19 protein-coding genes are annotated in these 22,407 nt (G+C 74.5%); 7 read left to right on the top strand and 12 right to left on the bottom strand.

The window, feature by feature from the left end; genetic code table 11:
• Positions 1–2 precede the first annotated feature (2 nt).
• On the bottom strand, positions 3–2,087 hold the full coding sequence (locus OG472_RS09275) for a DUF4139 domain-containing protein (protein ID WP_405941304.1): 2,085 nt from the start codon (positions 2,085–2,087) through the stop codon (positions 3–5).
• A gap of 82 nt (positions 2,088–2,169) precedes the next feature.
• On the opposite strand from OG472_RS09275, the gene OG472_RS09270 reads away from it, so the two are divergent.
• On the top strand, positions 2,170–2,508 hold the full coding sequence (locus tag OG472_RS09270; RefSeq protein ID WP_401614036.1) for a hypothetical protein: 339 nt from the start codon (positions 2,170–2,172) through the stop codon (positions 2,506–2,508).
• A 59-nt stretch (positions 2,509–2,567) separates the two neighbouring features.
• On the opposite strand, the gene OG472_RS09265 is transcribed toward OG472_RS09270, so the two are convergent.
• Positions 2,568–3,218 carry a TetR/AcrR family transcriptional regulator C-terminal domain-containing protein gene (locus tag OG472_RS09265; protein ID WP_405941303.1) on the bottom strand — a complete coding sequence of 217 codons (651 nt, stop codon included), beginning with the start codon at positions 3,216–3,218 and terminating at the stop codon, positions 2,568–2,570.
• Positions 3,219–3,287: 69 nt separating this feature from the next.
• Here OG472_RS09265 and OG472_RS09260 point away from each other — a divergent pair, with 69 nt between their 5' ends.
• Positions 3,288–4,733: an FAD-dependent oxidoreductase gene (locus tag OG472_RS09260; protein WP_405941302.1), complete on the top strand. Its 1,446-nt coding sequence runs from the start codon at positions 3,288–3,290 to the stop codon at positions 4,731–4,733.
• 296 nt (positions 4,734–5,029) lie between these two features.
• Here the strand turns inward: OG472_RS09260 and OG472_RS09255 are convergent, their stop codons facing one another.
• Positions 5,030–5,239 (bottom strand): hypothetical protein, encoded by a 210-nt coding sequence (locus OG472_RS09255; RefSeq protein ID WP_401614031.1) that lies wholly within the window; start codon positions 5,237–5,239, stop codon positions 5,030–5,032.
• Positions 5,240–5,528: 289 nt separating this feature from the next.
• On the opposite strand from OG472_RS09255, the gene OG472_RS09250 reads away from it, so the two are divergent.
• A complete protein-coding gene (locus OG472_RS09250) occupies positions 5,529–6,728 on the top strand; it encodes a S8 family peptidase (RefSeq protein ID WP_401614029.1) in 1,200 nt (399 codons plus the stop codon).
• 86 nt (positions 6,729–6,814) lie between these two features.
• On the opposite strand, the gene OG472_RS09245 is transcribed toward OG472_RS09250, so the two are convergent.
• The 3 genes from OG472_RS09245 to OG472_RS09235 form a co-directional block, all read right to left on the bottom strand.
• Positions 6,815–7,906 carry a PI-PLC domain-containing protein gene (locus tag OG472_RS09245; RefSeq protein ID WP_405828929.1) on the bottom strand — a complete coding sequence of 364 codons (1,092 nt, stop codon included), beginning with the start codon at positions 7,904–7,906 and terminating at the stop codon, positions 6,815–6,817.
• 133 nt (positions 7,907–8,039) lie between these two features.
• Positions 8,040–8,762: a sigma-70 family RNA polymerase sigma factor gene (locus tag OG472_RS09240; protein ID WP_401614025.1), complete on the bottom strand. Its 723-nt coding sequence runs from the start codon at positions 8,760–8,762 to the stop codon at positions 8,040–8,042.
• A gap of 148 nt (positions 8,763–8,910) precedes the next feature.
• On the bottom strand, positions 8,911–9,705 hold the full coding sequence (locus OG472_RS09235; protein ID WP_405828927.1) for a hypothetical protein: 795 nt from the start codon (positions 9,703–9,705) through the stop codon (positions 8,911–8,913).
• A gap of 290 nt (positions 9,706–9,995) precedes the next feature.
• Here OG472_RS09235 and OG472_RS09230 point away from each other — a divergent pair, with 290 nt between their 5' ends.
• Both OG472_RS09230 and OG472_RS09225 read left to right on the top strand, forming a co-directional pair.
• Positions 9,996–11,114: an MFS transporter gene (locus OG472_RS09230; protein ID WP_405943159.1), complete on the top strand. Its 1,119-nt coding sequence runs from the start codon at positions 9,996–9,998 to the stop codon at positions 11,112–11,114.
• A complete protein-coding gene (locus OG472_RS09225) occupies positions 11,111–12,214 on the top strand; it encodes a sugar ABC transporter permease (protein WP_405941301.1) in 1,104 nt (367 codons plus the stop codon). Before OG472_RS09230 ends, OG472_RS09225 begins: the two co-directional genes overlap by 4 nt.
• Here OG472_RS09225 and OG472_RS09220 read toward each other — a convergent pair.
• Positions 12,201–13,412 (bottom strand): acyl-CoA dehydrogenase family protein, encoded by a 1,212-nt coding sequence (locus tag OG472_RS09220; RefSeq protein WP_405941300.1) that lies wholly within the window; start codon positions 13,410–13,412, stop codon positions 12,201–12,203. The two genes, OG472_RS09225 and OG472_RS09220, sit on opposite strands and share 14 nt — an antisense overlap.
• Before the next feature lie 128 nt (positions 13,413–13,540).
• On the opposite strand from OG472_RS09220, the gene OG472_RS09215 reads away from it, so the two are divergent.
• Together OG472_RS09215 and OG472_RS09210 are read left to right on the top strand one after the other, a co-directional pair.
• Complete coding sequence (locus OG472_RS09215; RefSeq protein WP_405941299.1) at positions 13,541–15,328, top strand: CoA transferase; 1,788 nt, start codon at positions 13,541–13,543, stop codon at positions 15,326–15,328.
• The gene (locus tag OG472_RS09210; protein ID WP_405941298.1) at positions 15,325–17,061 is read left to right on the top strand and encodes a class I adenylate-forming enzyme family protein; all 1,737 of its coding nucleotides are present in this window, start codon (positions 15,325–15,327) and stop codon (positions 17,059–17,061) included. The genes OG472_RS09215 and OG472_RS09210 overlap by 4 nt, the downstream gene beginning before the upstream one ends.
• Before the next feature lie 112 nt (positions 17,062–17,173).
• Here OG472_RS09210 and OG472_RS09205 read toward each other — a convergent pair whose 3' ends face one another.
• The 5 genes from OG472_RS09205 to OG472_RS09185 all read right to left on the bottom strand — a co-directional run bounded on the left by OG472_RS09205 (position 17,174) and on the right by OG472_RS09185 (position 22,398).
• The gene (locus tag OG472_RS09205) at positions 17,174–17,998 is read right to left on the bottom strand and encodes a metal ABC transporter solute-binding protein, Zn/Mn family (protein ID WP_401614014.1); all 825 of its coding nucleotides are present in this window, start codon (positions 17,996–17,998) and stop codon (positions 17,174–17,176) included.
• Positions 17,956–18,822, bottom strand: coding sequence for a metal ABC transporter permease (locus OG472_RS09200; protein ID WP_401614012.1), 867 nt, complete (start codon positions 18,820–18,822; stop codon positions 17,956–17,958). The genes OG472_RS09205 and OG472_RS09200 overlap by 43 nt, the downstream gene beginning before the upstream one ends.
• A complete protein-coding gene (locus OG472_RS09195) occupies positions 18,819–19,454 on the bottom strand; it encodes a metal ABC transporter ATP-binding protein (RefSeq protein ID WP_383574614.1) in 636 nt (211 codons plus the stop codon). The genes OG472_RS09200 and OG472_RS09195 overlap by 4 nt, the downstream gene beginning before the upstream one ends.
• A 164-nt stretch (positions 19,455–19,618) precedes the next feature.
• Complete coding sequence (locus OG472_RS09190) at positions 19,619–20,143, bottom strand: copper chaperone PCu(A)C (RefSeq protein ID WP_401614010.1); 525 nt, start codon at positions 20,141–20,143, stop codon at positions 19,619–19,621.
• Positions 20,140–22,398 (bottom strand): heavy metal translocating P-type ATPase, encoded by a 2,259-nt coding sequence (locus OG472_RS09185; RefSeq protein ID WP_405943158.1) that lies wholly within the window; start codon positions 22,396–22,398, stop codon positions 20,140–20,142. Before OG472_RS09185 ends, OG472_RS09190 begins: the two co-directional genes overlap by 4 nt.
• Between the last annotated feature and the right edge of the window lie 9 nt (positions 22,399–22,407).

Here is a 22,407-nt window from a genome sequence, read left to right as displayed (position 1 = left end):
CGTCAGCTCCTGCGGTTGCCGCCGACCAGGGCCTTGCCGGTCGGGATGCGGATCTCGTAGCCGCCGGCCAGGGCGGCGGTGGCGCCTGCGGGCAGGTCCAGCCGCCAGAGGCGGGTGCCCGGGGCATGGTGTTCGGGCCCCTCGCCTTCCTCCGGCGCCGTCCAGTCGGCCCGTTCCTCGATGCGGACGTCCGGATCGGAGGTGACGGGGACCCGCTCGCGGACTTCGACGGTGACGGGCCTCGCCAGCCCGTTGGCCAGCTCCACGTGCACGCGGTGGTCGAGCACGGTGGTGTTGTTGCGCAGGCCCGCGGTCGACTCGTGCACGTTCGTCCGGCGGGTGACCCGGATGCCCTCGGCGCGTCCCAGTCCGACCCGGCGGACACCGCCGGGGGCGAGCGTGGGCAGCGCGGCGGTCAGCAGGAACTCGTCGTCGACGACCACCTCCACCGGGCCGGCCAGCAGCGCCTGGTCGGTGGCGTTCGAGAGCACCAGCGTGGCGTACACGGTCTGCTCGACCGAGGGCACGCAGAGGTACTCGGTGCGCAGGCCGACCGGGACCTCGGCGACGGTGACGGTGTGCCAGGTGCCGTCCGACGGGACGTCGGCGCGGGCGGCGGCATCGAAGCGGTGGTCGAACGAGCCCGCCGACTCGCGGGGCCGCACGGCCTGTCCGGGCAGCGGCAGCGCGGCCACCGCTTCGGCACGGCGGCGGCACTCGGCCGCCACGGGATCGAAGGGAGAGCCGGGGAACAGCCGGCCCCGGCGACCGCCCTGTTCGTCGGGGCCGCACAGCGTGAGGGCGGCGTAGTCGAGCTCGGCGCCGCTCGGCTGCGGCGGGCCGGCGACCGGTTCCGGAGCGGGCGGCGCCATCCCGCCCGGAGCCGCGGGAGCCGCGGGCGCCATCGCGGCGGGGGGCATGGCGGGGGCCCCTGCGAAGGAGCGGGCGGCGGTACGCGGCCTGGCGCCGGGCCGTGAGAGGGCCGGCTGCGCGGGGGCCGCCTGCGCGAAGTCGGGCATCGCGCCGCCGTAGCCCTGCGGTGCGGGCGGCGGCGGAGGCGGCGGTGGCGGAACGGGTCCGTACGCGGAGCCGCCCCCGGACGGCTTGGCGGCCAGGGGAGCGGAGCCGGCCCCGACGGCCACGGGGGCGGCGGCCGTGGCGGGGCGGGGGCCGGCCGCCTCGTACCCGGCGAACAGGCCGGCGAGCCCCGCGGGGGGCTCGCGCCAGCCTGAGGGCGCGGGGGCGGGCTGACGGCGTCCGATCCGGATCGAGCGGAGCTTCGGCAGGTCGGTGCGGCGCCGGAGATCGGCGGTGGCCAGGGCGATGCGCACCCCGGTCCAGTCCTCGCCGGTCCGCTGGGCGACCGAGGCGCGCAGCACCAGGTGGCCGCTGTCGTCGCCCTGACGGTGGGTGAGCCGGTAGGTCGGCACCCAGACGGCGCCCGGCACCCCGTACTCCAGCTCCAGTTCCACCTCGTCCTCGGCGGCGCCGTCGAGGGTCAGGACCGCGCAGACCGTGGTCTCCACGTGCGCCGACGGTGCGTCGGTGGAGGCGCGGGCAAGGCGGTCGGCGGCGACGGCGAGTTCGTGCTCGACCCCGCGCAGCGCCTCCTCCAGTTCGAGGAGGCGGGCGTGCAGTCCGGTCAGCCGTTCGTCGACGAAGTCGGCCAGCTCCAGCCACGCGTCGACCGGGGTGCGGCGGTGCGGGTCGTCGCGCCTGCGGGGAGGCGGCACCGGGTGAAGGGCCTTGACCTCCTCGATCAGGCTCAGCTGCCGGTCCCGGCGGGCCCGCGCCGCCGCGGAGGCGTCGTCCAGCCGCTCGACCTCGCGCCGCAGCTCGTCAGGGGTGCCCGCGCCGAGCGGTTCGGCTTCGGCCTCCACCCGGGCCTCGGTGACGCGCACCCCGGGAGCGCCCAGGACGCGTGCCCGCAGTGAGCCCGGATCCAGCGAGCGGGGCAGCCCCGTCACCCGCACCCGGCCGTCGGGCGGCACGCTGCCCCGGGCCAGGCGCCGGCAGAGCGCGCCCTGTGCGTACACCACGACCGAATCGAGGGCCGCCCCCCAGGTCCGTGTCGTTTCCGCCGTCATGTGTCCCGCCCCCCGCCGCTCCATGGGGCGAAGCCTACGCCCGAGCCTGTGGGAGCGTGGTGCCATGGTGATGTGGATCCGTATGCACGACGAAGCCCGGTGCCTCTGGCAGTACTTCGAGGGTGACGACGAGGGGCGCGTCCTGCGGCAGGTGGAACTGCGGGACCATGACGGCACCCCGGTGACCGCCGCCTCCCTGGACGAGGTCCTCCGCTTCGAGGAGCGCGCGGACGTCGCCACCATGAGCCGGTACGAGCAGAGGTACGGCCTCGTCACCGAGGGCAGGCTCACGGGCTGGGAGGGGGCGCCGCACGCCGGCGCGATCTCGGCCGAGGCGTTCGAGGGGGTGTGGCTGGACGCCCGCCGGGCCCTGGGCGCCGCCGCACCGCACCCCCACCCGCACCCGGACCTGGACGGCTGACGGTCCAGTGAACACCGGGACTGCCCCGGTGTGCGGGTGGCGCTGCCCGTGACGACGGCTCAAGCGATGCCGTAGCGCGCCTCGATGCCCGCGATGAGCAGGCGCAGGCTCTCCTCGAACCCCGTGCCGAAGTCCTGGAAGAGTTCGGCACCGGCGGCCGCCGCCAGGGGGAAGTCCGCCATGCGCGCGGCGCGTTCGTCGATGTCGTAGCCGTCGCGGCGGTCCCCCGGCCGGGGTTCGACCCCTTGTTCCTCGGTGACGAAGCCCAGCGTGAAGTAGTAGGCCGTGGTGAGGGCGCGTACGGCCTGGGCGGGCTCGAAGCCGGCTGCGCCGAAAGCGCGGAGGTTCTCCTCCAGCTGGACCGCGTGCTCGGTGCCGGTGAAGCGGGAGCCGCTGTAGACCTTGGCGCCGTCGCGGTAGCCGAGCAGGGCGGCCCGCAGCCCCTCGTTGAAGGCCACCAGCCGTTCCTGCCACGGGGCGTCGGGGGTGATCCGCTGTCCGGCGACCATCCGGCGGTACATCTCGGTGGCCATCTCGTCGAGGAGTTCCTGCTTGTTCTTGAAGTGCCAGTAGAGGGCCGGCGCCTGGACGTCCAGCTCCTTGGCGATCGCGCGCAGGGTCAGTCCGTCGAGGCCGACCTCGTTCAACAGCCGCAGCGCGGTGTCGACGGCCTGCTTCTTGTCCAGCTTGGGGGGTTTCCGGGTTGCCACGGTTGACAGCTTAACACCGTTAAATGCATGCTGTAGATCGCAGCGCTTAACAACGTTAAGGAGAATGCCGTGAACACGCATGCCCCCGAGCACCACACCGACGTGCTCATCGTCGGAGCCGGCCCCACCGGGCTCGCGCTCGCCATCGACCTCGCCCGGCGCGGAGTCCCCGCCCTCGTCGTCGAGCGGTCCGATTCCCTCTTCCCGGGATCGCGCGGCAAGGGGCTGCAGCCCCGCACCCTGGAGGTGCTCGACGACCTCGGCGTGCACGACGCGATCCGGGCGGCCGGAGCCTCGTACCCGGTCGGGGTGATCTGGGAGGACGGTGTCCGCACCGGCGAGCACCGGATGTTCGATGCGGTCGAGCCGGACGAGGGCGCCCCGTACGCCGAGCCCTGGATGGTGCCGCAGTGGCGTACGCAGGAGATCCTCGCCGCGCGGCTCGCGGAGCTGGGCGGCGAGATCGCCTTCGGCCGGGAGCTGGCCGGCATCGAACAGGACCCGGAGGGAGTGACGGCCACCTTCGTCTCGGGGCCGCGCGTCCGTGCACGGTACGCGGTGGCGGCGGACGGCGGCCGGTCCACCGTGCGGCGGGCGCTGGGCATCGGCATGACCGGTGAAGCGATCGACCCGAACCCGATGCTGGTCGCGGACGTCCGGATCGATGGCCTCGACCGCGACCACATGCACGTCTTCCCGCAGGCCGGGGGCTATCTCGTGATCTGGCCCCTGGCCGCGACCGAGGAGTTCCAGCTGGTGGCCCAGTTCCCGGAGGGCACCGAGCCGGACCTCTCGCTCGACGGGATCCGCAAGGTGGTCGGCGCCCGCACGCACCTCGCGCCCGGTGACGTGAAGGAGGTGCGCTGGGCCTCGGACTTCCGGCCGCGGGCCGCGATGGCCGACCGGTTCCGGGACCGCCGGATCTTCCTCGCCGGCGACAGCGCGCACGTGCACTCGCCCGCCGGCGGACAGGGCCTCAACACCAGCGTCCAGGACGCGTACAACCTGGGCTGGAAGCTGGCCGCAGTGCTGCGCGACGGAGCCCGTGCGTCACTGCTCGACTCCTATGAGGAGGAGCGGCTGCCGGTCGCCGCCGAGATGCTCGGCCTGTCCACCCGCATCCACCGCGGCGAGGCCCGGCGCGGCGGAGCCACCGGTCAGCTCGGCATCGGCTACCGGGACTCTGCCCTCGCGGTGGAGACCCGCGACGGCTTGGCCGAGGGAGCCCTCCGGGCGGGCGACCGCGCACCGGACGGGGTGCGCGGCGGCCTCCGGCTCTTCGATGAGTTCCGGGGCACGCACTGGACGCTGCTGACCGTCGGTGCCGGATCCGGCCTGACGGACCTGCCCGACCTGTCCGGACTCCCCGGGCTCGCGGCCGTCCGCACGGTCCGGATCCCGGCGTACGAGGCGTACGGGGACGGGCTGTTCCTGATCCGTCCGGACGGCTACGTCGGCTGGGCCGGGACGAGCGCGGCGGGCCTGACCTCGTACGCGGCCGGGATCGGCGCGTAGGCGACCCGCTCGGCGCTGCGGCGCCGGCCACGCGCGTGGAGCGGCTCGGCCGGTACGTCGCGAGGCCGGTACGTCACGAGAGTGATCGACGACGCAGGGTTCGCCGCCCGGGCGCTCGGCACCGCACCGACCGCCCTTGGCCACCCTCGGCCGCCCTCGGCCGCAGGAACCCGTCGCCCGGCGCCATCGCAGGGCGCACCAGCCGGCCATGGCCTCCCTCGCCCGGCGCCCGGCCACCGACGGCAGATCGTCCGGGCCGTCGGCGGCTCACCGTCGAGGGGGAGTGAAGGCCCGCATCAGCGGTCGTCGCGCATGTCGTCCAGGTCCCCCTCACGCAGGTCGTGCATCACGTCACGCATCGTCGCGTCCTCGCGGCCGCGCTCGTGCGCGACCTCGTCGGGGCTGCGCGGCCGGCCGCCCGTCTTCAGCTGGTCCGGGTCCGGCGACCGCCCGCGGATCTGCTCCTCGCGGCCCTTGTCCGGCATCCGGCGCTTGTCTCCGCCCATGACGGTTCACACTCCTCACGGGATTTCCCGGTAACGGGCACCTAACCCGTCAGGCCGCCGCCAAACACGCGGACCCGGTCCTCCCGCCACCGAAACGATCATGTGTCCATTCCGTGCAGGAGTTCCCGAGAACGTGTGTGCGAGATGGAGGTGATGCGGGGGGTCCATTAAGAAACCTTGTTGAAGAAGCCCTTACCCCTGGTTCGCTCTTGATTTGCTCCTGTCAATCGGAACAGGGTTCTCCAGAAGGTTTGACGCCCCACACGTCAACACGAGGAGAACCCTCTACATGGCAACTCACAAGCGATCCAAAGCCCTTCGCAACGCGGCCATAGCGGCGAGTGCCGCAACTGCCGCCGCAGCAGCCCTGTTTGCGAGCCCCCTCGCCGGGGCGGCCACACCGGCCGAAGGGACGGTGCACGGACTCGGCGTCGCCGACGCCGTGGACGGCAGCTTCGTCGTCATCCTCGACGCATCCGCGAACAAGGAGGACTTGGCGAAGAAGTACGGCGGCAAGCTGGAGCGTTCCTACGGCTCCCAGGTCAACGGCTTCTCGGCATCCGGGATGACGGTGAAGGAGGCGAAGCGGCTCGCCGCGGACCCGGCCGTCGGCACGGTCGTGCAGAACAAGCGCTTCCGCATCAACGAGACACAGGAGAAGCCCCCGTCCTGGGGCCTGGACCGGATCGACCAGGCGGCCACGGCGGGCGACGACAAGTACACGTACCCGGACGGCGGCGGCGCGGGGGTGACGGCGTACGTCATCGACACGGGCGTCAGGATTTCGCACAAGGACTTCGGCGGTCGGGCCGCTCACGGCTTCGACGCGATCGACAACGACGACACCGCTGACGACGGCAACGGCCACGGCACCCACGTGGCGGGCACCATCGCCGGCACGTCCCACGGCGTCGCCAAGAAGGCCAAGGTCGTCGCGGTGCGGGTGCTGGACGACAACGGGTCCGGCACCACCGAGCAGGTCGTGGCGGGCATCGACTGGGTGACGAAGAACCACTCCGGGCCTTCGGTGGCCAACATGAGCCTCGGCGGCGGCGCGGACGAGGCGCTGGACGCGGCCGTCAAGCGGGCCGTCGCCTCCGGCGTGACCTTCTCCGTGGCGGCCGGAAACGAGTCCTCCGACGCCGGTCAGGGCTCGCCCTCCCGCGTGCCCGAGGCCCTCACGGTCGCGTCCAGCACCGAGGGGGACCAGCAGTCGGACTTCTCGAACTTCGGCTCGGTGGTGGACCTGTACGCGCCCGGCTCGGAGATCACGTCGGCCTGGAAGGACAGCGACACCGCCGTCAAGACGATCTCCGGCACGTCGATGGCCGCCCCGCACGTGGCGGGCGCCGCCGCGCTCTACCTGGCGGCCCACCCGTCGGCGACTCCCGCCGACACGGCCGCCGCGCTGACCGGTGCCGCGACGAAGGGTGCCATCAAGAACCCGTCCTCCGGCACCGCGAACAAGCTGCTGAAGGTGACGCCGTAGTGCGGTAGTGCCCTGACGCCGCTACCGTGAGCGGCCCTCCACGCCATGGAGGGCCGCTTCGGCGTGCGGGGGTACCCCTCGGGGGCTCAGGGGCCCGCGTTGAGCTCCGCGACGATCGAGGCGGGGGTGTGGCCGCTTCCGTCCGACAGGCGGTGGAAGTCGACGGAGACGAAGTTCGGATCACGGCCCCCGGTGGCCGTCCGGCACTGCCCGGCGATGCGGTTCCGCAGCTTGGTGCCGTTGTCCAGGGCCGCCGTCATCACGGTGGGCACGTTGCGGTGGTGGCTCATGGTGAACAGGCGCCGGAATCCCGGCTCCTGACGGTCCAGCGGCACGTCGGACCAGCGGGTGACGCAGGCGAGGTCGTTGCCCAGGTCGCCGAGGCTCCAGTAGTTGCTGACCGTCCAGGACTTGTCGTACATGACGCCCAGGTGCTCACGGTCGGACCGGTCGGAGAAGATCAGCAGCCGCTTGCCGGCGGTGACGAGGTCCGCCACCTTCGGCCATCCGTGCTGGCGCACGCCCCACTCGTCGGGCCGGAACACCATCTCGGGCAGCCCCCTGACCCTGCCGAGGGACTGCTGCAGCTGCTCGGCGCTGACGTAGTCCTCGAGGAAGACCGTCACCACCTCCTGCGGATGGGCGGCGAGGAAGTCCACCACGGTCTGCATCGTGCCGTGGAAGGACTGCCGGGGCAGGGCGTACGTGGCGCCGGCGAAGGTCTTGCAGTCGCCGTGGCACAGGTACACGTCACTCGGGTAGCAGTCGCTGCCGAAGCTGATGACGCACAGCCAGGTGCTGCGCTCGTACCAGTGCGTGTCCAGGCTCAGGCCGCGGACCCCGTTGTCGAGCTGGGCGCGCACGGACTCGGCCTGGTTCACCGAACTCCAGCGGGAGTCCTCGTAGTTGGTGAAGGCGTTGTGGGTGGTCAGGAAGGCGGCCTCGTCGAGGCGCCGGTCGCCCCAGCGGGCGGCCGCGGCGCCGGCGGTGGTCGTGCCCGCCGGCGCGGTGACGGCGGCGGGGGAGGCGGAGGGGCGCGGGCCGGGGGGCGAGGCGGCCGCTGCGGTCGCCGTGCCGAGCAGGGCCAGCAGGAGGAGGCCGATGAAGGCGTGCCGGCCGGTACGCCTTCGCCGGAGGCGCCCGCGCACCCGGGTTCTTAACATGCCCATGTCAATCATGCGGTGGAGGGTAGCGCGCCCGCCGTCGATTGCGGAGCCCTCGTACGCCCGCCGTCGGCGCGGGCCCCGCCGCACCCGTGGGGGCCACGGGAGGGCTGCGGTGACACCGAGCCCTCCCGTGCGGCCTGCCGGATCAGGCGGGTGACGGGGCGAGCGCAGCCTTCCGCGGGGCCGGCACGGCCGGTGCGGCCGGTGCGGTCGGCGCGGCGAACCGGTGTCCCCGGTCCGCGAGCGGGTGCTCCCGTGCGGGTGCGGCCGGCGTGGTGTCCGTCAGCAGTTCGATGAGGGAGGTGCGGGCGCGGGCCACGCGGGAGCGGACGGTGCCGATGGGGCAGCCGATGGCCTCGGCCGCATCGGCGTACGGCAGGCCCAGGAGCTGCGTGAGGACGAAGGCGTCCCGGCGCTCGGACGGGATCGCGGCCAGGAGCTCGGCCAGCGCGACGCCCTCGTCGAAGCCGGGGACGTCGCACGGCTGGGTCTGCTCGGCGGCGGTCTGCCAGTCGTACCGGTCCGAGAGCCGGGGCCGGGCCGCCGCGTGGCGGAGGCTGTCGACGACGGTGCGGCGGGCGATGGACAGCAGCCAAGTGCGGGCCGAGGAGCGGCCTTCGAAGCGGGGGAGGGCGGCGAGGGCCCGCAGGAACACGTCCTGGGTGAGGTCGTCGGCGGCCTGCGTGTCGGCGCTGAGGTAGGCGACGTAGCGCCAGACGTCGCGGTGCAGCGCACGGACGAAGCGGTCGGCCTTCGCAGGGTCGCCGTCGCGGGCGTCCAGGGCCAGCCGGGTCACCGCCGCGTCGGCGGTGTGCCGGTCGGTCTGTTCGCCGGCGGGACAGTGCTGGGTGGGCAGGGCAGGAGTCATCGCCACAGGTCCTTCGGGAAGGGGTCCGGCGCCGCGCGGGGGCGGGGCCGGTGAGGGGTGTACGGCCTGCCTGAGGGCAGGGCCGATGCCCGAGGCGCGAGGGGCGTGCGTGAACGCGGATGCCGACGCGGGCTCGGGGAGCCGGCTGTCAGAGGACAGCGGTTCCCGTCGGGGGACCCCGTGAGGTGATGGCGTGGACGAGGAGCAGCCGGCGCAGCGCGTGGCGCCGGCGCGCACGGCGCAGGAGGACGCGCGGCGGGTGCGGGGTGGCGGCCGGGCGGAGCAACAGGCGCAGCGGTGTCCACAGCCATCCGGCGACGGCGCGCAGGATGCGGAAGGCGGCTCGCTCTCCGTAGGCCAGCCACAGGCCGCACACCACCGCGGCCACCAGGTGGGCGGTGAGCATCGCGGCCGGCGACATGCCGCCCATGGCGTGGGCGTCGCCCGGCATCGCGGTGCCGGCGGAGACGGCGCCGGCCATCTCGTGCACGGCGTGGTGACCATGAGCGGCGGCATCGGAGAGCGCGGTGCCGGGCGGCGGCCGGAAGACCAGCCCACCGACCCCGGCCTCGTTGACCAGCTTCAGCGCCTCGCGCGGGGAGACGGCGGCGGTTGCCCCGTCTCCGCAGGTCAGGTACTCCGCCCACTGGCGGGCGAACGAGGTCCCGGTGGGCAGGGAGGGGCGGACCAGGGACTGGGCCAGGGAGAACCCCGCGTGGAGCGCGGCCTGGACGGTGACGGCCGCGCCGGTGACGGCGAGCAGCCCGCGCTCTCGGCCGGCGAAGGACCAGGCCGCTCCCGCCGTGCCGGCGAACGCGGCGGACAGGGCCCACCAGGGCACCGCCGCGCCCGACATGAGGATGTGGCCGGTGGCCGCGAGCAGCACGCAGAGGGCTGCGAACATCGCAGCCCGTACGACTCGTGAACATCGGCCCGGGTTCATGGCGGGCTCATCCTCGCACCAGCTTCCGGGAGTTCGAAGAAGGGTGCGCACTTCTGGACAAGTTCTGGCGGCCGGCCCGGCCGCGCCTTGAGCGTCCGTCCACTGTGATCCGGAACACAACGGGCGGTGGGAACCCGAGGCCCTCGCCGGCCGACGATCTGGCCGGTCGGGTCGGAGTGCGCGCAGCGTGGGGAAGGGAGCCATCAGTGGCGGTGGAGGAACCCGGGACCGTGCGGACGCGTACGGACGAGGCCGCGGAGCACCGGCTGACGGCGCTGCTCACGTGCGCCATGGCGTTCTCGATGCTGCAGCTGTTCCTGCTCGGCGCCCTGAGCCCGCGGCTGGTCGACGAACTGGGTGTGTCGCCCGCGGTCCTCGGCCTCACGACGACGCTCGGCTTCGGGACTGCCGCCCTGCTGTCCCCGGCCGGTGGCCGGATCGTGGACCGGATCGGTCCGCGCCGCTCGCTGGTCGTCCTGCTGCTGGTGTCGGCCGCGGCGCTCGCCCTGATCGGCGCCGCGCCCGGTGCCGGTGTGCTGCTGGGCGCCGTCGCACTGGGCGGCGTACCGCAGGCGCTGGCCAACCCCGCCACCAACAAGGCCATCATGCGCGCCGTTGCGCCCGCGCGGCGGGGCGCGGTGACGGGGCTCAAGCAGTCCGGCGTCCAGTTGGGCGCCTTCGTGGCCGGACTGCCCCTCGTGATGCTCGCGGGCGGGATCGGCTGGCGGGGCGCGGTGTGGACGGCGGCCGGCGCGGCCCTGCTCGCCGGGGGGTGGGCACTGCGGGCGCTGCCCGACGATCCTTCGCCGCCCCCGGCCGGACCGGGCGGCTCGCTCGTTCCCCGCGGGATGGTCGCCTGGCTGGCGGCCTTCTCGCTGTTCCTCGGGGCCGCAATCGCCTCAGTCAACACCTACCTGGCCCTCTTCGGGGCGCAGCGCCTGGGCATGGGGCCGACGACGGCGGGCGCCCTGGTCGCCGTACTGGGTGTCGCCGGCATCGCCGGCCGGATCGGCTGGTCGAAGGCGGCCCGGCCCGGGCGGGCCGAGTGGCTGCCGGGATGGCTCGCCTGCGGCGCGCTCGGGGCGGCTCTCCTCCTGGGCGCCGCGCTCGTCGCGGGACCGCTGGTGTGGGTCGGGGCGGTCGCCGTCGGCGTGTTCGCCGTTTCCGGGAACGCCGTCTCCATGGTGCTGGTCATGCAGCGGGCCGCTCCGGGCCGGGCCGGGCAGGACTCGGCGCTCGTCGCGGCCGGGTTCTTCGGCGGATTCGCCGTGGGGCCGCCCCTGTTCGGCCTGCTGGCCGGGAGCGGCCGGTACGGCTACGGGTGGTTGCTGGTCGCCGCGGAGTTCGCGGCGGCGGGAGCCGTCGCCTTCGCCTGGGCCGCACGGGACCGGCGGAAGGCCGCCTCGTGAACAGCGCGACGACACCCACGGATTGGGCCGAGAACGCCCTCGCAGCCGTCATCGGGCGGGTGAGCGTGACCGAGGCCCAGGTCGGCGAGCGCTTTCCGCTCCACGCGGAGCCCGACGACGGGCGATGGACGACCACCGGCCGCGGCTCGTGGACCGGCGGCTTCTGGGCGGGGCTGTTGTGGCTGCGCGCCCGCTACACCGGTACCGACGCCGACCGGCGGGCCGCCGCCGCGTGCACGGCCCGGCTCGCGCCGTGGGCGGACGCCGACACCGCCACCCGGGGCCTGATCTTCTGGTACGGAACCTCGCTCGCAGGAGCCGATGCCGAAGCCGCCCGGCTGCGGGAACGGGCCGCCCGGGCCTGCCTGTCGGCCTACGATCCCGCACTCGGCCTGGTGCCCTGGGGCGGCGCGCTGGGCGGGCCCCGCCTGCTGGCCCGCGTGGACGGCGTACCGGGCATGGTGCCCCTGCTGGCCGGCGCCGGGGCGGAGGGAACGGCCGCCGCGGCCGCCCACCTCCACCGGCACCTCGACCTCTGCCTCGGCGCGGGAGGGGAGCGGCGCCCGTGGCTGTGGCCCGCCCGGCTGTTCGACGAGGGCGCCGGATGGCAGCGCTGCGACGAACCCGCACCGGGCTGGAGCCGGGGGCAGGCCTGGCTGCTCCTCGCCGTCGCCGACGCCCTGACACGGCCCGACCTCGCGAGCGGGGACCACGCCCGGCTCGACGAGGCGGCCGAACAGCTGCTGTCGCAAGGGGAGGTGCTGTCCGGACGGCTGGTACCGCCGGCCGGCGCCTCCCGGCCCGGCGGCCCCCTGGACACGTCGGCCGCCGCGATCACCGCGGTGGCCCTGCTGAAGCTCGCACGGGTCCCCGGCCCCCGGGCGCAGGAGTGTTCGTACCGGGCCGTGGCCATCCTGAACCGCCTGGCGCAGGCCCACCTGACCGGCGCGTGCTCCGGCCGCCCGGCGGGGATGCTGCTGGACGGCTGCTACGACGCCGCGAAAGGGCTGGCGGTCCGGCACGAGCTGATCTGGGGCGACTTCTTCCTGGCGCTCGGGCTGGCCGCGCTGGACGGCCTCGTCGACATCACCCGGGTGTAACCCGTCCCGCGCCGTGGTCGCGCAGGACGCGGCGGGCCACGGCGGTGATGTGGAGCTCGTCGGGGCCGTCGAGGATGCGGGCGGCGCGGCCCGTGCGGAAGAGACCGGGCAGGGGGGTGTCCGGACCGAGCCCGGCGGCGCCGTGGACCTGGATGGCCGAGTCCGTGACCTGTTGGAGCATGCGGGCGGCCGCGACCTTGGCCAGCCCCACCTCCGTACGGGCGTCCTGCCCGGCCGCGATCAGGCCCACCGCCTCGTGGACGAGGGGACGGGTGGTGCGCAGCGCGAGCAGGGCGTCGAAGACGTGCTGCTGGACCAGCTGGTGGTCGGCGAGGGGCCCGCGGGATCCGCTGCGGGTGGCGGCCCGTTCGCACATGAGGTCGAAGGCGCGCTGGGCCTGGCCCAGCCAGCGCAGGCAGCGCAGCGTACGGCCCAGCAGCAGCCGCTCACCCGCGATGGCGAGGGCGCTGCCGGGCTCGCCGAGGAGGTGGTCGGCGGGCACGCGGACCCGGTCGAGTGCGATCTCGTACTGACCCGCCGCACCGAGCACGGGGAGTTCGCGGACCACGCGGAAGCCGGGGGAGGAGGTGGGCGCCAGGAGCAGGGAGAGCCCTTCGCGGTCCCCCGCGGCTCCCCCGGTGCGGGCGAGGACGGTCACCAGGCCGGCGCCCGCGGCGCCGGAGGTGAACCACTTGCGGCCGGTGACGCGCCAGCCGCCGTCCGCCAGGCGCTCGGCGCGGGTGGCGGTCGAGAACGGGTCGGTGCCGGGCACGTCCGGCTCGGTCATCGCGTAGCAGGTGCGCATCTCCCCGGAGACCAGCCGTTCCAGGTACTCCTCGCGGACCCGGGGCGTGCCGTGGCGGGCCAGCATGGTGACGTCGAGCAGGGGAGCGGAGCCGAGCGCGGCGGGGCCGTGGTCACTGGCGCCCTCGGCCTCGGCCAGCGCGGCGTACGCGGCGAAGGACAGTCCGCCGCCGCCCAGTTCGGCCGGGAGCGGGAGCGCCCAGAGCCCCTCTTCCCGGGCCTGCCCCCTCAGCCCGGTGAGCGCTGCGGCCGCCGCCGGGCCGCCCGCGTCCAGCACGCCCTCCAGGGGGATCACCCGGCTGCGGACGAACGCGCCGACCCGGGCTTTCAACTCGGCTCCTCGGAGCTCGTGTTGGGTGGCCGTGCCTGGATCTATCACTGTTTTCCTCCTCATTCCCGGGAACTCGTGGGAACGGTTGTCCGACTGTCTGTCCGTGGAACTGGTCGGGCGCGAACGCTCCCCGGTTCCCGCGTATCGCACGAACCGGGCGTCGGCCACCGCCGCGCCGGGAGAGGAGAGGCATGGCGTCACCAGCCATCACGCAGACGGTCCGGCCGCTCGACACACTGCGCTTCGACACCTCGGGGCCCCCGCAGATCACGGAAGTCGTCGCCCACCACCTGCGCATGCTCGGCGCGACCGGGGATCATCCCGGCCAGGCCCCGCCGGACGGCATCACGCTCACCGGTGGCGGCTTCGCACCGGCGCGGGCGACCGTCACGTGGGCGGATCCCGCGAGCGGGCTCGTCGACGAGGCGACCGTCCAGGCCGCCACCGGCATCATGGCCGTACACGGCCGCCGGGACGGGTCACCGCGCGGACTGGCCGCCGACTACGCGGCCACGGCCACCGCCGTCCTGACCGTGCAGGGGCTGCTCGCCGGCCTGATAGGCCAGGCCCGTGGCGGGGCCGCCGCCCAGGTCGGCACCCGCGCGGACCGGGCGGGCCTGCTGACGGTGTCCCAGTACCTCGCCGCAGCCGGAGCCGACGAGGGCGAAGCCGCCGAACTCGCCTCCGGCGGACCGCCCTTCCACTCCGCCGAGGGAGCCCTCTTCGAGCTCGAGACCCTCGACCCGGGTGCCTGGGCCGCCTTCTGGCGGGCACTGGACGCGCCCGCCGATGCGATCCGGGCAGGCTGGCGGCCCTTCCAGTTCCGGTACGCCACCGCCTGCGCGCCGTTCCCGCAGGCCCTCCACGAGGTCACCCGGGCCGTCCCCATGACGGGCATCCGGCGGGCCGCCGCTCTCTCCGGCTCCGAGGTGTGCGTCCTGCGCACCCTCGCGGAAAGGGCGCTCGAGGACGACGGCGCCGCTCCCTGGGCGCTCCGGCTCCTCGGGCCGGAAGCAGGCCGTCCGAGGACGGCGGCCGGGCCGGGCGGCGGGCCCTCCGCGGGCCGTCCGCTGGCCGGACTGACCGTGCTGGAGGCCGGCCGCCGCATCCAGGCCCCGCTCGCCGCACACCTGTTGGGCCTCCTGGGCGCCGAGGTGATCCGTATCGAGCCGCCGGGCGGGGACCCGCTGCGCGGCATGCCGCCCGCCTGCTCCGGCATCTCCGCGCGCTGGCTCGCCCTCAACCGGGGCAAGCAGGCGGTGGAGATCGACATCAAGGCCGACGGAGACCGGCGCAGGCTGCGCGAGATGGCCGCGGAGGCCGACGTGTTCCTCCACAACTGGGCCCCGGGCAAGGCCGCCGAACTCGGCCTGGACCACGAAGACCTCGCGTCGGTGAACCCGGCACTCGTCTACGCGTACACCAGCGGCTGGGCCGACCGGCTCGACGACGCCCCCATGGGCACCGACTTCATGGTCCAGGCCCGCACCGCGGTCGGCGAGGCCGTCCGCCCCCAGGACGAGGCCCCGGCCCCCTCACTGATGACCCTGCTCGACGTCCTCGGCGGACTGCACGGCACCGAGGCGGTCCTCGCCGGACTCCTGCTGCGCGAACGCACCGGCCACGGCGTACGGGTGGACTCCTCCCTGCTCGGCGCCGCCGACACGCTGACCGCACCCGCCCTGCGACGCGCGGTCCGGGGCGAGGACCCCCGCCGCCCGGCCGGATTCCGGCGCCCCCTGCCCACGGCCGACGGCTGGATCGCCCCGACCGACGAGGGCGCCGCCGCCGCGGGAGCGTACGACCTGCGCGAACTGCCCACCGCGGACGCCCTCAAGCAGCTGCGGGAGCACGGCCTGACGGCCACCGCCGTCACCACCGAACTGGCCGACCTGCACCACGACCGGCGCTTCACCGGCTCGATCAGCCGCGACGCGCACGGCGCCCCTGCCGTTCCCGACCCCTGGAGCTTCGCATGACCGCCAACAGGCTCGTACTGCGCGACCTGCTGCCCGCCGACCTCCGCCGTTCCTGGGTGGTCGACGGCATCTGCCCCGACCTCGACCTCTACAGCCTCTTCCGGGCCCGGCAGATCGCCGACCTGCACGCCACCGCCGTCATCGACGCCAAGGGCCCGCTCTGTTACACCGCACTGGACCGCAAGGTGCGCGCGCTGGCCACCGGCCTGCGCGGCCTCGGCATACGACCGGGCGACGTGGTCGGCGTCCAGCTCCCCAACCACCGGAACGCCGTCATCGCCGACCTGGCCCTGGCCGCCCTCGGCGCGGTGGCCCTGCCCTTCCCCGTCGGCCGCGGCAGCCTGGAAGCGGAATGCCTGCTGCGCCGCGCCGAAGCCGTCGCCGTCATCGCCGCGATCGACCACCGAGGCAGCCGGCACGCCGCCGACCTGCACACACTGGCGCCGGCCCTGCCCGCCCTCCGGCACGTGATCGCCGCCGGGCCCGGGACGGCCCCCGAGGGGACGGTCGCCTTCTCCGCCCTGCTGCGCTCCGACGCGAGCGCCTTCGTACCGGCCCGGCCCGACCCGGACAGCGCGGCCCGCATCCTGGTCTCCTCCGGCTCCGAGGCCGAGCCGAAGATGGTCGCGTACTCGCACAACGCCCTCGCCGGCGGCCGCGGGAACTTCCTCGCCTCCCTGATGCCCGACGGGACCGCTCCCCGCTGCCTGTTCCTGGTGCCGCTGGCCTCCGCCTTCGGCTCCAACGGCACGGCCGTCACCCTGGCCCGGCACGGCGGCACGCTGGTCCTCCTCGACCACTTCACCCCGGAAGCGGCCCTCGCGGCGGTACGGGAGCACGCGCCCACGCACATCCTCGGCGTACCGACGATGGTCCGGATGATGCTCGACCGGCTCGAAGGCGACGGCGGCGCACTGCCCGCCCCCACCGCCCTCGTCCTGGGCGGATCCGCGCTCGACGAGCGCACGGCCAAGGACGCCGCCCGCGCCTTCGGCTGCCCGGTCGTCAACCTCTACGGCTCGGCCGACGGCGTCAACTGCCACACCGGACTGGGCCACGACACCCCGCCCGCCGACGGCCAGGGCGTCGTGGCCGGGCGCCCCGACCCGAGGGTCGCCGACATCCGCATCGCCGACACCGAAACGCACGAGCCGCTGCCGGACGGCAGCGTCGGGGAGATCATCGCGCGCGGCCCGATGACCCCGCTGTGCTACGTCGCCTCCCCCGACCTCGACGCCCGCTACCGCACCCCCGACGGCTGGGTCCGCACCGGAGACCTCGGCTTCCTCGACGAGGCGGGCACCCTCCACATCGTCGGACGGCTCAAGGACATCGTCATCCGCGGCGGCGCCAACATCAGCCCCGCCGAGGTCGAACACCGGCTGGCCACCCACCCGCTGGTGCGCGACGTGGTGTGCGTGGGCGTTGCGGACGAGGTGATGGGGGAGAGGCTGGCAGCGTGCGTCGTGCCCCGCACGGCGCACGCGCCAACCCTGAAGGAGCTCTGCGCGCACCTCACGGAGTGCGGGCTCGAGCAGCGCAAGTTCCCCGAGCGGCTCCTGGTCGTCGCCGAACTCCCGCTGACCCCGGCGGGCAAGCCCGACCGGGGCGCCCTGCGCGCGCGCCTGAACGACGTCCGTCCGCAGCCGGAGACCGGCACCATCCCGCGGCCGGCGACCGGCCTCGTCCCGCAGCCGGAGAGGGGCGGCATCCCGCTCGCCCAGGCCGGATGAAACGGCGGGGCCCGGCCGGCACCGCGCCGGCCGGGCCCCGCTCCCGCAGACGACGGGAGGGCACGCGCCCCGCGCGTGCCCTCCCGTCGTCGCTACGCCGTGCGGCGCACGGTCACGAGGCGCCCATGGCCTTCTTCAGCTCGGCCGCCGCGTTGCGGTAGACCGGGAGCAGGTCGAGGTCCTCGCCCGGATAGTTGACGATCTTGACCTGCTTGGCGCCGGAGTCGGGCAGGACCGTGCCGGTGGACATGTGGGCGTTGTCCAGGACGAGCGCCGGCTTCTTCGCGGAGAGCTCGGCGAGCTGCGCCGGGGTGACGGCCTCGGGCCCGAACGTGCCCACGGGCGTGGCGCCCGAGAGCTTCGCGGCCCAGGCGGTGAAGACCTGGGAGACGACGGAGGGGCTCTTGCCGCCGGGCCAGGCCGCCTGGACGTCCTTGTTCAGCTTCGCGTACTCGGTGTCGAAGCCGGTCTTCCACTGCGTGGCGGCGTCCGCCGTGCCGAAGAGGACACCCAGTTTGTCGACCTCGGCCTTGACCTTGTCGGGGTCGTTGTCGAGGTTGACCTCGACCAGCTTCGCCTTGGAGCCGGCGGCCTCCTTGATCTTCGCGGCGTACGGCTCGAACGGCGCGTACAGCACGAAGTCGGCCTTGGCGACGGCGGCGAGGTCCGAGGGCTTCGGGTCGTAGTCGGGGGCGTGGTGCACGGACTGCGGGACGATGACCTTGACGTCCTCGGCCCCCGCGGCCTTGGCGAACGCGCCCTCCCAGGTGGTGGTCACGACCACCACGGGCTTGCCCTTCCCGGCCGGGGCGCCGGCCTTCGCCGGGCCGTCGGCGGCGGCCGTGCCGGTGTCGCCGTCGCTGCCGCAACCGGCCGTGAGGAGGACTGCCGCGCTCAGTGCGAGGAAGGAAGAGATACGGACGCCGGTGCGCGCCATGAGCTGATTCTCCGTTCGGGTATGAAGTGCACGGCGAGGACGAGCGCCCCCGCCGTCAGGACGAGGACGGGGCCGGGCGGCCAGTCCAGCCACAGGGCCAGCAGGAACCCCGTCAGGTTGACGACGACGCCGATGCCGACCGCCCACAGGGTGATCGACCGCAGCGAACTGCCGAGGCGGCGGGCCGCGAGCGCGGGAAGCAGGGTCAGCGCGTCGACGAGCAGGGCGCCGGTGAGCTTGATGGCCCCGGCGACCGCGATGGCGACGAGGACCAGGAGGGCCGCCGTCAGCGCCCGCACGGGGACGCCGGAGCACTGGGCGAGCTCGCGGTCGTAGAGGAGCAGGCCGATCTCGCGGCGCCGCCACCAGAACAGTCCGGGGACCACGACGGCGAGCACCCCGAGGACGATGAGATCGGCCGTGCCCACCGACAGGATCGAGCCCCAGAGCAGGGCGAACGCGCCGGAGGCGTTGACGCCCGACACGGCGAGCAGGAGGAGGGCCGCCGCGATGGCCAGGCTCATCAGCAGCCCCATCGCCCCGGACAGCCCGTCCGGGGTACGGGCGAGCGGGGCGACGCCCGCGCCGGCCAGGGCGCAGGCCACGAGCGCGCACAGCATGGGGTCGAGGCCGGTGAGCAGACCGACCGCGATGCCGAGCAGCGCGACGTGCATCATCGCGAACCGCACCGGCATGATGTCGAGCCCGACGATGACCACGCCGATCACGGGCAGCCCGACCGCGGCCAGCAGCAGGGCGATGCCCGCCCGTTGCACGGGCAGGAGCTGCAGGAGTTCGCCCAGGTCGGCGGTGGCGAGTGTCACCGGACCTCCCGCAGCCGGCCCGCGGCCATCTCCAGCACCCGGTCGCAGCGCTCCGCCAGCGTGCGGTCGTGCGTCACCACGACGAGGGTCACCGGAAGGGAGGTGAGGACGTCCGCCGCCTCCTCCTGGCCGTCGAAGTCGAGGGCGGCGGTGGGCTCGTCGGCCAGGAGCACCTGCGCTCCGGCGGCGACGGAGCCGATCGCCCGGGCCAGGTACATGCGCTGCAACTGGCCTCCCGAGAGGGTGTGCAGCGGCCGCCCGGTCAGCGGACCCACCCCGAGCCGGTCCGCGGCCTCGGCCGCGTCCCGCGGAGCGCCGCTGCTCGCCAGCAGCTCCCCGCCGAGCAGCGGGAAGCGCCCGGCGGCCGGCTTCTGCGGGATCCAGGCACAGGCCCGGCGCCGCCAGGCCCACTCCGCTGCCGAACCGGTGCCGCGTCCGCCGACCGTGATCGAGCCCGACACCTGCCGGTGGAGGCCGAGCACGGCCCGCAGCAGCGTGGTCTTGCCCGAACCGTTCGTTCCGGTCAGGGCCACCCGCTCCCCGGCCGCGATCTCCAGATCCACCTCGGCGACGGCCTCCACCCGGCCGTGCCGGCAGGCCACCTCGTGCATGTGGACGTCCAGCCCGCCCATCACTCGTCCCTCGATCCTCCGCGGCAGGATGACTTCGCCGCAGTGTCCGCCCCTTACGCAGCAGTAGTCGGACGGGGCGGGCTCCGGGTTCCCGAGGACGGAAAGATCGGACGAGAACGCACGGGAGGGGAAGAGACGGGAGGAGATGGGCGGCGGAGAGCGGTTCAGCTGCCGGGCCGCACGACGAACGCCACCGCCTCGACGGGCCCGCTGTTGCGGAAGTGCAGGACGAAGGGCACGGCGTCCCCCACCTGCCAGCGGCCCTTGACCGTCATCATCACGTCCAGCGTGCTCGGGGTCATCTGCAGCGACGAGCCGGCGGGGATTTCCGCCGAGGGGGCCATGCGCATGGAATCCGCCCCCGCGGCACTCGTGTGCCGGCTCAGCATCACCGCCTCCACGACGGGGGAGGTCACGGAGACCAACTGGTCGCCGGACCCCCCGGTGTTCGTGATCCGGAAGAACGCGGCGGTGCGCTCCCTGTCGGCGTACGGCAGGAAGACCCGCCCGATGCCGACCTCGATGCGGGCCGGAGTGCCCGCCGCTCCCGACGTGGTCCACGCGGTCAGCCCGACCAGGGCCGTGAGACAGGCGGTCACCGGTGCGAGCACGGAGATCAGCCCGTCGCGCAGCCGGCGCATGCCGGGCCCCGCCTCGGCCGACGGCGCGGGGGGAAGGGGAGCGGTCATCGCTGGAAGTCCTTTCGGCCGGAACGGGGTGCCGCCACGCCGTCGTGGCGCTTCGGCGCGGGCTGCCAGGCCCGCAGGCGCAGGCTGTTGCCGACCACCAGCAGCGAGCTGGCGGACATCGCGGCCGCGGCGACCATCGGGTTGAGCCAGCCGACCGCGGCGAGCGGCACGGTGACCACGTTGTAGCCGAACGCCCACACGAGGTTGGCGCGGATCGTCCCCAGGGTGCGACGGGCCAGCCGGACGGCGTCGGCCACCGCCTCGATGTCACCGCGCACCAGCGTCACGTCGGCCGCTCCGATCGCCACGTCCGTACCGCTGCCCATGGCGATGCCGAGGTCGGCGCAGGCCAGGGCGGCGGCGTCGTTCACACCGTCGCCGATCACCGCCACCCGGCGCCCCTCCTCCTTCAGGCGGGTCACCAGTTCGGCCTTCCCCTCCGGAGTGCAGCGGGCATGGACCGCGGAGATGCCGAGCTGCGCCGCGACCGTACGAGCCGTGGCATCCCGGTCACCGGTGGCCAGCACCGGTTCCACTCCCAGCCGGCGCAGCCGGTCCACGGCCCGGTAGCTCCCGGGCCGCAGCACGTCCCCGAGGGCGATCAGGGCCTCGTCGAAGCCGTCCACCCGGACCAGGACGGGCGTGAGCACGGACGCTTCCGCCTGGGCCAGCGCCTGCGCCAGCGACTTCGGCAGGCCGTCGTCGGGGGAGAGTACGTCGACGCGCCGCCCCTCCACGAACCCCGTGACGCCCGCCCCGGGCGTGGCCAGGAAGTCGGTGACCGGGGGCAGCGCGCCCCCGGCCTGTGCGCGCTGCGCGTACGCGGCGAGGGCGCGGCCCAGCGGATGCTCCGAGCCCTGCTCCACGGCCCCGGCCAGGCGCAGGACCGCCTCGCGCCCGATGCCGCCGCTGACCGCGGTGACGTGGACGACGCTCATGTGCCCGGTGGTGAGCGTGCCCGTCTTGTCCAGGACCACGGTGTCCACGTGCCGCAGTGCCTCCAGCGCCTGCGGACCGCTGACCAGCACGCCCAGTTGCGCGCCCCGGCCGGTCGCGGCCAGCAGCGCGGTGGGGGTCGCCAGCCCCAGAGCGCACGGACAGGCGACGACGAGGATCGCCACCGCCGCGGTCACGGCCGCCTGAGGGTCCGCCCCGGCACCGAGCCAGAAACCGAGCACCGTGACCGCCATGGCGAGGATCACCGGCACGAAGACCCCTGCCACGCGGTCGGCCAGCCGCTGGGCCCGCGCCTTGCCCGCCTGGGCCTCGGTGACCATGCGGGTGATCCGGGCGAGCTGGGTGTCCGCGCCGACCGCGGTGGCCCGTACGAGGAGCAGTCCGCCGGCGTTGACGGCGGCGCCCACCACCTTCCGGTCGGGCCCCACCTCCACGGGATCGCTCTCACCGGTGACCAGGGACAGGTCCAGGGCGGAGCTGCCGGAGACCACCACACCGTCGGTGGCGACCCGTTCGCCGGGCCGCACGAGGAACTCCTGCCCCACCCGCAGCTGTTCCACGGGGATCCGCCGCTCCGCGCCGTCCTCCCGTACGGTCACGTCCTTGACGGCGAGGCCGGCCAGAGAGCGCAGGGCCGCGCCGGTGCCGCGCCGGGCCCGTGCCTCCAGATGGCGGCCGGCCAGGACGAACAGGGGAACTCCGACGGCGGCTTCCAGGTAGACGTGCGCGACCTCCCCTCCCGCCGAGGGGAGGAAGGTGAACGGCATCCGCATGTCCGGATCGCCGGCGCCGCCGAGGAACAGCGCGTACAGGGACCAGGAGAACGAGGCGACGACCCCGAGGGAGACCAGGGTGTCCATGGTGGCCGCCGAATGCCGCAGCCCGCGTACCGCCCGCAGGTGGAAGGGCAGGGCGCTCCACACGACGACCGGAGCGGCGAGAGTGAGGCACAGCCACTGCCAGTTGCGGAACTGCAGGGCGGGCGCCATCGACAACACGAGGACCGGGGCGCAGAGCAGCACGGTGATCAACAGCCGCTCGCGCTCCGAGCGTTCGCCTTCGCCTTCGGCGTCAGCGGGCGCCTGCGCAGCAGGCGGGGACTCCTCGAGCGGTACGGGCGCCGGGGGCGGCTCGGCGGTGTATCCGGCGCGCTCCACCGCCTCGACCAGGTCCTGGACGGTCACGGCCGGCGGATGGCTCACCCGCGCCTTCCCGGTGGCGAGGTTGACCGTCGCGGTCACCCCGTCGAGCCGCGCCAGCCGCTTCTCCACCCGGTTCACGCAGGCCGCGCACGTCATGCCGCCGAC

It is taken from the genome of Streptomyces sp. NBC_00207, from assembly GCF_045160965.1.
Taxonomy (GTDB): domain Bacteria; phylum Actinomycetota; class Actinomycetes; order Streptomycetales; family Streptomycetaceae; genus Streptomyces.
The sequence above is the reverse complement of the archived record's forward strand: the minus strand, read 5'-3'. Positions and strand labels throughout refer to the sequence as shown.

Coding starts and splice junctions, on each gene's coding strand:
- OG472_RS09275 (WP_405941304.1), bottom strand. CDS start 2,087: ATGACGGCGGAAACGACACGGACCTGGGGGGCGGCCCTCGATTCGGTC.
- OG472_RS09230 (WP_405943159.1), top strand. CDS start 9,996: ATGGCGTTCTCGATGCTGCAGCTGTTCCTGCTCGGCGCCCTGAGCCCG.
- OG472_RS09235 (WP_405828927.1), bottom strand. CDS start 9,705: ATGAACCCGGGCCGATGTTCACGAGTCGTACGGGCTGCGATGTTCGCA.
- OG472_RS09270 (WP_401614036.1), top strand. CDS start 2,170: ATGCACGACGAAGCCCGGTGCCTCTGGCAGTACTTCGAGGGTGACGAC.
- OG472_RS09195 (WP_383574614.1), bottom strand. CDS start 19,454: ATGGGCGGGCTGGACGTCCACATGCACGAGGTGGCCTGCCGGCACGGC.
- OG472_RS09255 (WP_401614031.1), bottom strand. CDS start 5,239: ATGGGCGGAGACAAGCGCCGGATGCCGGACAAGGGCCGCGAGGAGCAG.
- OG472_RS09215 (WP_405941299.1), top strand. CDS start 13,541: ATGGCGTCACCAGCCATCACGCAGACGGTCCGGCCGCTCGACACACTG.
- OG472_RS09250 (WP_401614029.1), top strand. CDS start 5,529: ATGGCAACTCACAAGCGATCCAAAGCCCTTCGCAACGCGGCCATAGCG.
- OG472_RS09240 (WP_401614025.1), bottom strand. CDS start 8,762: ATGACTCCTGCCCTGCCCACCCAGCACTGTCCCGCCGGCGAACAGACC.
- OG472_RS09185 (WP_405943158.1), bottom strand. CDS start 22,398: ATGACGTGCGCGGCCTGCGTGAACCGGGTGGAGAAGCGGCTGGCGCGG.
- OG472_RS09190 (WP_401614010.1), bottom strand. CDS start 20,143: ATGACCGCTCCCCTTCCCCCCGCGCCGTCGGCCGAGGCGGGGCCCGGC.
- OG472_RS09220 (WP_405941300.1), bottom strand. CDS start 13,412: ATGAGGAGGAAAACAGTGATAGATCCAGGCACGGCCACCCAACACGAG.
- OG472_RS09210 (WP_405941298.1), top strand. CDS start 15,325: ATGACCGCCAACAGGCTCGTACTGCGCGACCTGCTGCCCGCCGACCTC.
- OG472_RS09205 (WP_401614014.1), bottom strand. CDS start 17,998: ATGGCGCGCACCGGCGTCCGTATCTCTTCCTTCCTCGCACTGAGCGCG.
- OG472_RS09245 (WP_405828929.1), bottom strand. CDS start 7,906: ATGATTGACATGGGCATGTTAAGAACCCGGGTGCGCGGGCGCCTCCGG.